The 12363-nt window shown below is 71.5% G+C and carries 12 protein-coding genes; 5 read left to right on the plus strand and 7 right to left on the minus strand.

The genetic code is table 11. From position 1 onward, the window contains the following. Positions 1 to 158: 158 nt before the first annotated feature. Positions 159 to 1799, minus strand: a complete 1641-nt coding sequence (gene dacB / locus IF54_RS0128870) for a D-alanyl-D-alanine carboxypeptidase/D-alanyl-D-alanine-endopeptidase (RefSeq protein WP_234439083.1) — start codon at positions 1797 to 1799, stop codon at positions 159 to 161. 79 nt (positions 1800 to 1878) lie between these two features. On the opposite strand from dacB, the gene IF54_RS0128875 reads away from it, so the two are divergent. Both IF54_RS0128875 and IF54_RS0128880 read left to right on the plus strand, forming a co-directional pair. After that, a complete protein-coding gene (locus IF54_RS0128875; protein ID WP_007383738.1) occupies positions 1879 to 2370 on the plus strand; it encodes an inorganic diphosphatase in 492 nt (163 codons plus the stop codon). Between the two features lie 101 nt (positions 2371 to 2471). Further along, entirely contained in the window at positions 2472 to 4139 is a 1668-nt protein-coding gene (locus tag IF54_RS0128880; protein WP_030323928.1) for a threonine/serine ThrE exporter family protein, read from the plus strand. A gap of 8 nt (positions 4140 to 4147) precedes the next feature. Here IF54_RS0128880 and IF54_RS0128885 read toward each other — a convergent pair whose 3' ends face one another. Continuing rightward, positions 4148 to 5053 carry a DedA family protein gene (locus IF54_RS0128885; protein WP_030323929.1) on the minus strand — a complete coding sequence of 302 codons (906 nt, stop codon included), beginning with the start codon at positions 5051 to 5053 and terminating at the stop codon, positions 4148 to 4150. A 129-nt stretch (positions 5054 to 5182) separates the two neighbouring features. On the opposite strand from IF54_RS0128885, the gene IF54_RS0128890 reads away from it, so the two are divergent. After that, entirely contained in the window at positions 5183 to 5548 is a 366-nt protein-coding gene (locus tag IF54_RS0128890) for a YbjQ family protein (RefSeq protein ID WP_030323931.1), read from the plus strand. A gap of 16 nt (positions 5549 to 5564) precedes the next feature. Here the strand turns inward: IF54_RS0128890 and IF54_RS0128895 are convergent, their stop codons facing one another. Beyond that, positions 5565 to 6335: a MerR family transcriptional regulator gene (locus IF54_RS0128895; protein ID WP_030323933.1), complete on the minus strand. Its 771-nt coding sequence runs from the start codon at positions 6333 to 6335 to the stop codon at positions 5565 to 5567. Positions 6336 to 6452: 117 nt separating this feature from the next. Between IF54_RS0128895 and IF54_RS0128900 the strand changes: the two genes are divergently transcribed. Together IF54_RS0128900 and IF54_RS0128905 are read left to right on the plus strand one after the other, a co-directional pair. Next, entirely contained in the window at positions 6453 to 7736 is a 1284-nt protein-coding gene (locus tag IF54_RS0128900) for an ion channel protein (RefSeq protein WP_030323935.1), read from the plus strand. Positions 7737 to 7767: 31 nt separating this feature from the next. Further along, positions 7768 to 9177, plus strand: a complete 1410-nt coding sequence (locus IF54_RS0128905) for a glutamate decarboxylase (protein WP_030323938.1) — start codon at positions 7768 to 7770, stop codon at positions 9175 to 9177. Positions 9178 to 9289: 112 nt separating this feature from the next. Here IF54_RS0128905 and IF54_RS0128910 read toward each other — a convergent pair whose 3' ends face one another. The 4 genes from IF54_RS0128910 to IF54_RS0128925 form a co-directional block, all read right to left on the minus strand. Then, on the minus strand, positions 9290 to 10051 hold the full coding sequence (locus tag IF54_RS0128910; RefSeq protein ID WP_030323940.1) for an ABC transporter permease: 762 nt from the start codon (positions 10049 to 10051) through the stop codon (positions 9290 to 9292). Further along, the gene (locus tag IF54_RS0128915; RefSeq protein ID WP_030323942.1) at positions 10048 to 11001 is read right to left on the minus strand and encodes a daunorubicin resistance protein DrrA family ABC transporter ATP-binding protein; all 954 of its coding nucleotides are present in this window, start codon (positions 10999 to 11001) and stop codon (positions 10048 to 10050) included. The genes IF54_RS0128910 and IF54_RS0128915 overlap by 4 nt, the downstream gene beginning before the upstream one ends. Before the next feature lie 82 nt (positions 11002 to 11083). Then, a complete protein-coding gene (locus IF54_RS0128920; protein WP_030323944.1) occupies positions 11084 to 11725 on the minus strand; it encodes a PadR family transcriptional regulator in 642 nt (213 codons plus the stop codon). 65 nt (positions 11726 to 11790) lie between these two features. Further along, positions 11791 to 12327, minus strand: a complete 537-nt coding sequence (locus IF54_RS0128925) for a DinB family protein (protein ID WP_030323947.1) — start codon at positions 12325 to 12327, stop codon at positions 11791 to 11793. Between the last annotated feature and the right edge of the window lie 36 nt (positions 12328 to 12363).

Below are 12363 nucleotides of genomic sequence, written 5' to 3' on the forward strand. Positions count from 1 at the left end.
GGCCGGGCGGCGAGTTGGGCGGCGAGTTGGGCCGCGGGTCAGGCACCGGGCCGGACACGAGTCGGACGCCCGGTCCCGCGACGAGTCGGGGCGCGGGTCGGACGCCTGGTCCGGCAACGAGTCGGACCGCGAGTCGAGCGCCGGCCCCGGGCGCCCGGTCAGCCGCAGCCGCAGGCGGCCAGGGCGGAGGCCGTGCGGTCCAGGGCGCTCTGCGCGGTCGCCGGGTCGGTGGTGCCGGAGGTCAGGAACGCGAAGGCGAACAGCCGTCCGTCCTGGTCGACGACCGTCCCGGCCAGCGTGTTGACCCCGGTCAGGGTCCCCGTCTTGGCCCGTACGACGCCTGCCGCGCCGTCGGTGTAACGGCTGGTCAGAGTGCCGGTGAAGCCGGCCACGGGGAGGCCGGTGAGGACCGGGCGCAGCTCCGGGTGAGCGGGGTCGCCGGCCTTCACCAGCAGGGCGGTCAGCAGGTTCGCGGTGAGCCGGTCGGCGCGGTCGAGTCCGCTGCCGTCGTGGAACCGGGCACCGGCGAGCGGGAGTCCGAGCTTCTTCAGCCGGTCGTGGATCGCCTCGCCGCCGCCGTCGAAGTCGGCGCGCTGCTTGGCGGCCACGGCGGTCTGGCGGGCGAGGGCTTCGGCGATGTCGTTGTCGCTGTTGGTCAGCATGCGTTCGACCAGGGCGGACAGGGGCGGCGAGGAGACCTCGGCCAGGGTCTCGGCGCGGCCGGTGGCCTTGGAGGGGCCGGGGGCCGTGGTCTTGACGCCGCGGTCCGCGAGGAACGCGGCGAACGCACGGGTCGCGTCCGTCGCCGGGTCCGTCACGCGTGGGGCCGGCCCGCTGGTCGTGGAGTCGGTGCGGGCCTCGTCAGCCATCAGGGCGCTGACGGGGGCGAGGTTGTCGTTGACCCCGATCGGGTGGATCTCGGAACCGGCGTAGAGGGTCTTGTCGTAGGAGAGCGTGACCTTGCCGATGTGCCGCTTCTTGAGGGCGGCGGCGGTCTCGTCGGCCAGCTCGCGCAGGCTCGCCCAGCCTCCCCCGGTGTCCGGGCGGGCGGTGAGCGTGGGGTCGCCGCCGCCGACGAGGACGAGTTCCTTGGTGTCGGGTTCGAGAGCCGCGCGGGTGGTGAGGCGGTGATCGGCGCCGAGGGCCGACAGGGCGGCGACGGCGGTGGCGATCTTCGTGGTGGAGGCGGGTGTCAGCGCGGTCCCGGCGCCCGCGCCGTAGAGCCGTCTGCCGCTGGCCACGTCCACGACGACGGCGGTGTGGCGGGCGCCGAGGGCCGGGTTGCCGAGGAGCGGCCCGAGGACGCCGGCGAGTGCCTTTCCGGTCGGCGCGGACTTCACGGTCACTCCCTGGGCGCCCAGGCCGACGAGGACGGACGGGGCGCTCGGGGCGGGACGCGGCCCGGCGGCGGCCGTACCGGAGTCGCCTTCGTGATCTGTGCCACCCGGTTGCTCCAGTGCGACCGCCCGGTCCCGCTCGGCCGTACGCTGACCCGAGGAGTCCCAGGGACCGGCTGCGGTCACCACGGTGGCGGCCAGCGCCAGACCGGCGCCGGCGGCACCCGCGGTGTACTGCCAGGTCTTGACGGTCTTCGGCCGGGAGATCCCGGCCAGCCGTGTGACCTGCGGTTTCACGACGGCGGCGGTGCGTGCGAGAGACGGCCGTACGGCGTCCGCGGCCCGGGTCAGTCCTGGGCGTACGGCGCCCGCGGCGCGTGCCAGACGCGGTCGTACGGCGTTCGCGACCCGCGCCACACGCGGTCTCGCGGTCCGCCAAGGCCTCAGTTCAGGCACGACCAACAGCCCCTTTCGCGATCACACACCTGCGTGAGGGACACTTAACCACCAGAACTATGTGTTGATCATGGAGGAGCCACCGGTGGAGTTCGACGTCACGATCGAGATCCCGAAGGGTTCGCGGAACAAGTACGAGGTGGACCACGAGACCGGTCGGATCCGCCTGGACCGTCGACTCTTCACCTCGACCGCCTACCCGACCGACTACGGCTTCGTCGAGAACACCCTCGGCGAGGACGGCGACCCGTTGGACGCGCTGGTCATTCTTGACGAGCCGACGTTCCCGGGCTGCCTCATCAAGTGCCGTGCGATCGGCATGTTCCGGATGACGGACGAGGCCGGCGGCGACGACAAGCTGCTGTGCGTCCCGGCGACGGACCCGCGCGTCGAGCACCTGCGCGACATCCACCACGTCTCCGAGTTCGACCGCCTGGAGATCCAGCACTTCTTCGAGGTCTACAAGGACCTGGAGCCCGGCAAGTCCGTCGAGGGCGCCGACTGGGTCGGCCGGGTCGACGCCGAGGCCGAGATCGAGCGGTCCTACAAGCGCTTCAAGGACCAGGGCGGCCACTGAGCCCTGTGCCACGGACGGGCCGCACGCGCACGCGTGCGGCCCGTTCGCGTGCCCGCGCATACTGAGGCCTACGGAATGTGTCGTTCAGGGAGCGTTACGGAGTGACGGAGGCGGAGTACCGCAAGCCGCAGTCGGACGAGGCCAGGAGTCTCTACGACTCCGAGATCACGTCCGAGTTCGCCCTTCCCGACGGGCTCGCGATGCCGAGAACCGCCGGCGGCGAGCCGGAGACGACCTCCGAGTTCGCGCTGCCCAAGGGGCTCGACGTCCCGCAGGCGCCGGCCGCGGAGCCGGAGGGGTCGGCGTTCAGCACGCCCCGGACCTACAGCGCGAAGGACGCGCCGCCCGCGTTCACCCCGCCGACCGGCATACCGGTGGTCAGCCTCACCAAGGACGTGCCCTGGCAGGACCGGATGCGCACGATGCTGCGGATGCCGGTCGCCGAACGGCCCGCGCCGGAGCCGGCCGCCAAGTCGGAGGACGAGTCCGGTCCCGCCGTGCCGCGCGTGCTCGACCTGACCCTCAGGATCGGCGAGCTGCTGCTCGCGGGCGGTGAGGGCGCCGAGGACGTGGAGGCGGCGATGTTCGCCGTGTGCCGGTCCTTCGGCCTGGACCGCTGCGAGCCGAACGTCACCTTCACGCTGCTGTCGATCTCGTACCAGCCCTCGCTCGTGGACGACCCCGTGACGGCGTCCAGGACCGTGCGGCGGCGCGGCACCGACTACACCCGCCTCGCGGCCGTCTTCCGGCTCGTGGACGACCTCAGCGACCCCGAGGCGGCCATGACGCTGGAGGAGGCCTACCGGCGGCTCGCCGAGATCCGGCGCAACCGGCACCCGTATCCGACCTGGGTGCTCACCTCGGCGAGCGGGCTCCTTGCGGGTGCCGCCTCGGTGCTCGTCGGCGGTGACCTGGTGGTGTTCGTCGCGGCCATGCTGGGCGCGATGCTCGGCGACCGGCTGGCGTGGCTGTGCGCGGGGCGCGGGCTGCCGGAGTTCTACCAGTTCACGGTGGCCGCGATGCCGCCGGCCGCGATCGGGATCGCGCTCACCCTGGCCGACGTCGACGTGAAGGCGTCCGCGGTCATCACCGGTGGGCTGTTCGCGCTGCTGCCCGGACGGGCCCTGGTCGCGGGCGTCCAGGACGGCCTGACCGGCTTCTACATCACGGCGTCGGCGCGGCTCCTGGAGGTCATGTACTTCTTCGTGGGCATCGTCGTGGGCGTCCTGGTGATGCTCTACGTCGGCGTGCAGCTGGGGGCGCATCTCAACCCGGACGAGGCGCTGTCCACGGATCCGCGGCCCCTGTGGCAGACGGGCGCGTCGATGCTGCTGTCCCTGACCTTCGCCGTGCTGCTCCAGCAGGAACGTTCCACTGTCCTTGCGGTGACGCTGAACGGTGGCGTCGCCTGGTGTGTGTACGGCGCGATGCACTACACCGCCGATTTCTCCCCGGTCGCCTCCACGGCCGTCGCCGCGGGGCTCGTGGGCCTGTTCGGGCAGTTGCTGTCCCGGTTCCGCTTCGCCTCCGCGCTGCCGTACACGACCGCGGCGATCGGGCCGCTGCTGCCGGGTTCGGCGACGTACTTCGGGCTGCTGTCGATCGCGCAGAACCATGTCGACGAAGGCCTGGTGTCGCTGTCCAAGGCGGCGGCACTCGCGATGGCGATCGCGATCGGGGTCAACCTGGGGTCGGAGGTCTCCCGGCTGTTTCTCCGAGTGGGGTCGGCGGGCAAGCGCCGGGCTGCCAAGAGGACGCGCGGGTTCTGACCCTGCCCTCAGTACCCCTGGTTGTAGGGGTCCTGCTGGTTCTGTCCGCCGTACTGCTGCTGGTTGCCGTAGTTCTGCGGGTACTGCTGGGCGTACGGCTGCTGCTGCGGCTGCTGGTCGCCGTACGGCTGTTGCTGCTGGCCGTAGTACTGGTCGTAGCCGTTGTGCTGCTGCGGGGGCTGGGGCGGCTGCTGCTGGTCGTTGGAGGGGATGCGGCGGAGCTGGGTCGTGGCGTCGTCCATCTGGGGCTGGTACGGCTGCTGGGCGGGGGTCGCCGGGTTCTGGGCCGCCGCCCGCTTCTTCTTCCCGCGCTCGCGCAGGTACTCGATCAGGATCGGGACCACCGAGACCAGGACGATCAGGACGAGGATCGCCTCGACGTTCTTCTTGATGACGTCGATCTGGCCGAGCCAGTAGCCGGCGAGGGTGACACCCGTGCCCCAGGCCACGCCGCCGATGACGTTGTACGTCAGGAAGGTGCGGTACTTCATCCGGCCCGCGCCCGCCACGATGGGGGCGAAGGTGCGCACGATGGGGACGAAGCGGGCCAGGACGATCGCCTTGGGGCCGAACTTCTCCATGAACTCGTGGGCCTTCTCCAGGTTCTCCTGTTTGAAGAGCTTGGAGTTGGGGCGGCTGAAGAGCTTGGGCCCGAAGAACTTGCCGATCATGTAGCCGACCTGGTCGCCGAGGACGGCGGCACCCACGATGAGCGCGCACACGAGCCACAGGGGCTGGCTGATGTACTGCCCCTGTGCCACGAACAGACCCGCCGTGAACAGCAGGGAGTCACCCGGCAGGAACGCGAACAGGCCCGACTCGGCGAAGACGATCAGCAGGATGCCGGGCAGGCTGAAGGTCTGGATCAGATAGTCGGGACTGATCCACTCGGGGCCGAGCGCGAGCGTGGTCACGGGATTGGGGCTCCTGCTGGTGGGGCGGGCGGGGCTGGCTGCCCAAACGTACAACGCAGCCGTGGTGACCCAGGTTCCATGGGGCACCCCAGGATGCACTGTGCGCCGCCGGGGACAAAGCTGTGAGCCATGGGAATTGACGAATACGGCGGCGGCCAGGGGCCCCAGCCGGATGTGCTCGTGGTGACCACCAACGACGTGCCCGGCCACCGGGTCCAGGAGGTGCTGGGCGAGGTGTTCGGACTGACCGTGCGGTCCCGGCACCTGGGCAGTCAGATCGGCGCGGGGCTCAAGTCGATGATCGGCGGTGAGCTCAGGGGGCTGACGAAGACGCTGGTGCAGACCCGCAACCAGGCGATGGAACGGCTCGTGGAGCAGGCACGCGCGCGTGGCGCGAACGCGGTGCTCGCCTTCCGGTTCGACGTCACGGAGGCGGCGGACGTGGGGACGGAGGTGTGCGCCTACGGCACGGCGGTGATCCTGGCCCGGGAGTAGCCCCGGGCCAGGGCCCCTAGGAGGTGTGCCGGGCCGCGTTGGCCGTGATGGCGTCCCTCAGGTGCTCGGCGAGGCCGGGACGCATGGAGTCGTAGAACGCCTTGAAGCGTTCGTCGGCGACGTACATCTCGGCCAGGCCGAGGTGCATCTCGTACGGGCAGTCGTAGAACCAGCCGCAGATGTGCTGCCGGTGTTCCTCGGCCAGGTCCATGGCCGCCCGCGAGGTCGGCGGGTCACCGGCGGCCATCAGGGCGTCGTAGCGCTCGCCCCAGTCCCTGACCTCGTCCTGCATGCGTTTCCAGTCGGCCTTGGTGTAGCGCGCGGCGCGGCGCTGGGACTCGGCGTAGGCCTCGGTGCCGCCCCAGCGCTGTTCGGCCTCCTCGGCGTACTGCTCGGGGTCCTTGTCGCCGAACACCTCGAACCTCTCCTCCGGTGTCAGGTCGATGCCCATCGTGCGTGCCTCCATGGCGTGTTCCACGGCCGCCGCCATCTTCTGGAGCTTCTCGATCCGGGCGGTCAGCAGTTCGTGCTGCCGGCGCAGGTGCGCGCGGGGGTCTGCTTTTCCGGTGGCCTGATCGTCGAGCAGGGCGGCGACCTCGTCGAGCGGGAAGCCGAGCTCGCGGTAGAAGAGGATCTGCTGAAGCCGGTCGAGGTCCTCGTCGCCGTAGCGCCGGTGGCCCGCGTGGCTGCGCTCGCGGGGCACGAGCAGGCCGATGTCGTCGTAGTGGTGCAGCGTGCGCACCGTCACGCCGGCGAAGCCCGCGACCTGTCCCACCGAGTAGCCCACCTCGTCCGCTCCCTTCCCGGTACGCCCTCCACGGTGGCTTCTCACGCCACGTGAGGTGCAAGCCCGGCAGGAACGCCTCCGGATGTCAGGCCCGTTTTGTCCGCTTATCGTGAGCCCGTGGCCCAGGACACCGCGCGACAGGCATCCGCCGCCCCGGCGACCCCGGCGCACGCCCTGCTGCCGTTGATCCTGCCCGCCCTCGCGGTCGGCGTGGGCGCGAGCCTGCTGCTGATCGGGGTGAGCGCGGCGGCCGAGCAGCTCCAGCACGTGCTGTGGCGGAGTCTGCCGGACGCGCTGGGAGTGGGCCGGTACTCGGTGCTGTGGATGCTGGTGATGCTCACGGCGACGGGGGTGGCCGTGGGGCTGGTGGTGTGGAAGGTGCCGGGGCACGCCGGGCCGGACCCGGCCACCATGGGGCTGGACGCTCCCGTGCTGCCGCCCGCGGTGCTGCCGGGGCTGCTTCTGGCGACCGCGCTGATGCTCGCGGGCGGCCCGAGCCTGGGCCCGGAGAACCCGCTGATCGCGGTGAACGTGGCGCTCGCCTTCTGGGCGGGGCGCCTGCTGGTCCCGCGGATGCCGCGCGGGCTGTGGCCGGCGCTGGCGGAGGCGGGCACGATCGGCGCCCTGTTCGGGACGCCGGTGGCCGCGGCGCTGGTGATCTCCGAGGCGCTGGCCGGGCGGCAGGTCGGGGGCGCCCTGTGGGACAACGTGTTCGGGCCCCTGGTGGCGGCCACGGCCGGCGCACTGACCACCACCCTGGTGGCCGAACCGAGTTTCGATCTGCATCTGCCCGCGTTCGGGCAGCCCGGCTGGGACGACCTGCTGGCGGTACTGGTGGTCGCCTCAGCGGCGGCGCTGCTCGGCATGGCGGCCGTGCTGGCCTTCCCGTACGTCCACGCCGCGTTCGCACGGCTGCGCCATCCGATGCTGGCGCTGCCCGCCGGCGGGCTCGTCCTGGGGCTGCTGGCGGCCGTGGGCGGCCATCTGACGCTCTTCAAGGGGCTGGACGAGATCAGTGAGCTGGCGGCGGACCCACAGCGCTGGTCGGCTGGGGAGTTCGCCACGATGGCGGTGGTCAAGCTGGCCGCACTGCTCGTGGCGGCTTCCTGCGGCTTCCGCGGCGGGCGGATCTTCCCCGCCGTGTTCGTGGGCGTCGCCTTCGGCCTCGGCGCCCACGCGCTCGTGGACGCCGTCCACCCGGCCCTCGGGGTGGCGGCGGGCGTGCTCGGTGTGCTGCTCGCCGTCACCCGGCAGGCCTGGGTGAGCCTGTTCACCGCCGCCGTGCTGGTGGCCTCGCCCGCGATCCTCGCCCTGCTGTGCATCGGCTCCCTCACCGCCTGGCTGCTGGTGACCGGAAGGCCGCAGATGCAGTTGCGCCCGGACGGAACCCCCGTCCGCTGACCGACGTTGATCCCTTCTAGGAGGCACACCCATGCCACTGCACCAAGGGCCCGAGAAGCCCGACGAGCGTCCGATGTCCGTCAACCCCTTCTACGGCGCGGCCGATCCGGTCGGCGGGATGACCGAGGCCCCGCCCAAGCACCGGCTGCCCACCGCGCCGATGCCGCCGGCCACGGCGCACCAGCTGGTCCGCGACGAGCTGATGCTGGACGGCAACTCCCGCCTGAACCTGGCCACCTTCGTGACCACCTGGATGGAACCGCAGGCCGGGGTCCTGATGGCGGAGTGCCGCGACAAGAACATGATCGACAAGGACGAGTACCCGCGCACCGCCGAACTGGAGCGGCGCTGTGTGGCGATGCTCGCGGATCTGTGGCACGCGCCGGATCCGTCGTCCGCGGTGGGCTGTTCGACGACCGGGTCCAGCGAGGCGTGCATGCTCGCCGGGATGGCGCTGAAGCGGCGCTGGGCCCGGCGCAACGCCGACCGGTACCCCGGGGCTGCCCGGCCCAACCTGGTCATGGGGGTCAACGTCCAGGTGTGCTGGGAGAAGTTCTGCAACTTCTGGGAGGTGGAGGCCCGGCTGGTACCCATGGAGGGCGAGCGCTTCCATCTCGACCCGCAGGCCGCCGCCGAGCTGTGCGACGAGAACACCATCGGGGTCGTGGGCATCCTCGGCTCGACCTTCGACGGCTCCTACGAGCCGATCGCGGACCTGTGTTCCGCCCTGGACGCTCTCCAGGAGCGCACCGGCCTGGACGTCCCGGTCCACGTCGACGGGGCGTCCGGCGCCATGGTCGCGCCCTTCCTCGACGAGGACCTGGTGTGGGACTTCCGGCTGCCGAGGGTCGCCTCGATCAACACCTCCGGCCACAAGTACGGGCTGGTCTACCCCGGTGTCGGCTGGGCGCTGTGGCGGGACGGCGAGGCCCTGCCCGAGGAGCTCGTCTTCCGCGTGAACTACCTGGGCGGCAACATGCCGACGTTCGCGCTGAACTTCTCCCGGCCCGGGGCGCAGGTGGTCGCGCAGTACTACACGTTCCTACGGCTGGGTCGCGAGGGGTACCGGGCCGTGCAGCAGTCCACGCGGGACGTGGCCCGGCGCGTCGCCGACGGGGTGGAGTCGCTCGGCGACTTCCGGCTGCTGACCCGGGGCGACGAGCTGCCGGTGTTCGCCTTCACCACGGCACCGGACGTCGAGGCGTACGACGTCTTCGACGTGTCCCGGCGGCTGCGCGAGCGGGGCTGGCTGGTTCCGGCGTACACCTTCCCCCCGAACCGCGAGGACCTGTCCGTCCTGAGAGTCGTCTGCCGCAACGGCTTCTCGACCGACCTCGCCGACATGTTCGTGGACGACCTGACCCAACTCCTCCCCGAACTGCGCCGCCAGCCGCACCCGTACACCCAGGACAAGGGGGCGGCGACCGGCTTCCACCACTGAGGCCCCACTGAGGCCCTGGGTGGCGGATCGGGAGAGGTGAGCGGGGTTCCGCTGAGGAGCCGCACCCCGAGCAGGGACCCCGCTCTCCAGTTGGTCGGTCCGCCGTGTCGGGCTAGCGGCTCAGGCGGGTGAACCTTCTGACGGCCAGGGGGAAGAAGGCCGTCAGGAGGGCCAGGGGCCAGGCGATGGCCGGCCACACGTGGCCCGGTTCGCCGCCGGGGGCGGCGAGCAGGTCCCGTACGGCTGTCGCCGTGTGGGACAGCGGGTTCCACTCGACCGCCGTGCCCAGCCAGCCGGGCATGGCGTCGGGGGTGGCGAAGGCGTTGGACAGGAAGCCGACCGGCCAGACGAGGATCTGCACGGCCTGCACCATCTCCGGCTTCCCGGCGACCATGGCCAGGTGGATGCCGATCCACAGCATCGCGAACCGGAAGAGCAGCAACAGGCCCACCGCCGCGAGGAGTCCGGTCACGCCGCCGTGGGTCCGCCAGCCGATCGCGTGTCCGACGCCGACCATCACGGCCAGGCTCAGCGCGGACTGGAGCATGTCGGCGGCCGAACGCCCCACCAGGACAGCCCCGTTGGCCATCGGCATGGACCGGAAACGGTCGATCACCCCTTTGTCGAGGTCCCGGGTGACGGCGATCATGGTCGCCTCCAGCCCGAACGCCATGGTCAGCGCCAGCATCCCGGGAACCAGGTAGTCGACGTACTCCCCCTGCACACCCCGGCCCCCGCCGACCAGGTAGCCGAACATCACCAGCAGCATCACCGGGAAGACCAGCCCGACCACGACCCGCACCGGCTGCCGTGTCCAGTGGGCGAGTTCACGCCGGGTCATGGTCCAGGAATCGGTCAGCGCGTACGTGCTCACACGGTCTCCTTCACTCGGTGCTCGTCGCCGGTGAGGTGCAGGAACACCTCGTCCAGCGTGGGCCGGCGCAGGACCACGTCCTCCGCCTCGATCCCGGCCGCCTCCAGAGCCCGTACGACACCGGAGAGCGCCGCCATCCGGTCGGTGACCGGGGCGCTGAGCCGCCGGCGGTCGGTGTCGACGGACACCGTGGCCGCGTCGAGCGGCAACAGGGCCACGGCCGCCCCGAGTTGACCGGCGTCGCGCAGGACGACGTCGATGCGGTCGCCGCCGGTGCGCGCCTTCAGTTCGTCCGCCGTGCCGTCGGCGACCACCCGGCCGCCGTCGACGAGGCAGATGCGGTCGGCGAGCTGGTCCGCCTCCTCCAGGTACTGGGTGGTCAGCAGGACCGCCGTACCGGAGCCTGCCAGGGTGCGGACCGCTTCCCACACCTCGGCGCGGCCGCGCGGGTCGAGGCCGGTCGTGGGTTCGTCCAGGAACAGCACCTCCGGGTCGCGGATCAGGGAGGCGGCGAGGTCCAGTCGGCGCCGCATGCCACCGCTGTAGGCACGGACCGGCTTGCGGGCGGTGCCGTCGAGGCCGAAGCGCTCCAGGAGCTCCTCGGCACGCACGCGCGCGGGGCGGGCGCCGAGGTGGTGGAGGCGGCCGAACATCTCCAGGTTCTGGCGTCCGTCGAGCTCCTCGTCCAGGGCCGCGTGCTGGCCGAGCAGGCCGATGCGCAGCCGTACTTCGTAGGCCTCGCGCTCCACGTCACGGCCCGCCACCTCGGCGCGGCCGCCGTCCGGGCGCAGCAGGGTGGACAGGACGCGGACCAGGGTGGTCTTGCCGGCGCCGTTCGGGCCGAGCACGCCGTGGACGCTGCCGCGGGCGACCCTCAGGTCGAGCCCGTCCAGGGCGGCCTTGTCGCCGTAGCGCTTGCGCAGGCCTTCCGTGACGATCGCGTCGGTCATCGGGCTCCCTCCGGAATCAGCCTGTAGTCAAACTTGACTACAGGCTCAAAGTAACGCCCGCTCCCGCTCTGGTCAAACTTGATTAATGAGCGTCCTCGGGATGCCGTTCCCCCGTCGCGTACGGGTTCTCCTCACCCTCGGAGAGGACGCCCACGAACGGTTCGCCCTCACCGGCGAAGGTGTACGCCCCGCCCTCGATCCGGGCGATGAGCCCCTGGGTCCACTCCGATTCGGCGTCGGCGGTGTGGATCCAGAGGTTCATGATCTCGCCGATGTGACCGAGCTGCTCGGGGCCGGCCTCGGGCACGTAGTGCTCGGTGACCGCGGCACGCCACTCGTCGATCCGCCGCACGCGCTCCTTGAGCAGCGACACCGCCTCCGCGCGCGGCAGGTCGACCATGAAGCCGATCGCCGCCGACTTGATGTCCATCTTCTGGTCGTAGGAGGTCAGCGCCTCGCGCACCAGCCGCAGGAACTCCTCGGTGCCCGGGCCCGTGATCTCGTACTCGGTGCGCGGCGGGCCGCCGGCCGTGGAGGGTGCGATCTCGTGCGCGTGCAGCAGTCCCTGCTTCGCCATCTGCTTCAGGGCGTGGTAGATCGAGCCGGGCTTGGCGTTGGACCACTCGTGCGCGCCCCAGTACTCCAGGTCGTTGCGCACCTGGTAGCCATGGGCCCGCCCGTGCTGGCGCACGGCGCCGAGCACGAGAAGACGGATCGCTGACATGCGGTCCAGGTTATGGCCTCACTCCGGGCCGACCGCCGTCGGCTGCTCCTGGGCGCGGGCCCGAGCTACTCCTGGGCGAGCGCCACCAGCTCGAACGCGGTCTTCCCGTCGAGGGACTCCCGGATGATGTCGGCGTGGCCCGCGTGCCGGGCCGTCTCGCGGATCAGGTGCAGGAGCACCCAGCGCACGGAGACCCGGCCCTCCGGCGGGAACCAGGGCTGGTCCGGCAGCGCGAAGGTGTCGTCGAGGCTCGGCACCGAGCGGGCGAACTCCTCCGTCGCGGCGGCCACCTTCTCCCAGTACGCCAGCTGCGAGGCCACCGTCTCGTCACCGACCAGGGCGAAGCACTCGTGCCAGTTCGACGGATCCCGCTGCACGGCCGGCTCCTCGCCCCTGGCCCGGGCGATCCAGCTCTGCTCGACCTCGGCGGCATGCTTGACCAGCCCGGCGAGACTGAGCTCGCTCGCGCTGGGCCTGCTCGACGCCTGCTCGTCGGTCAGACCGAGCACCGCGCGCCGGATCCCGCCGCGCTGCTCCTCCAGGAACGCCAGGAGCGCTCCGCGCTCGTCGCCGGACTCTTCCGCGGGAACGTGAGTGACCATGACCGCTGCCTTTCGCCTTCGTGAAGCCGGGGGCTT

The organism is Streptomyces sp. NRRL B-3229, from assembly GCF_000719505.1.
Taxonomy (GTDB): Bacteria; Actinomycetota; Actinomycetes; order Streptomycetales; family Streptomycetaceae; genus Streptomyces; species Streptomyces griseorubiginosus.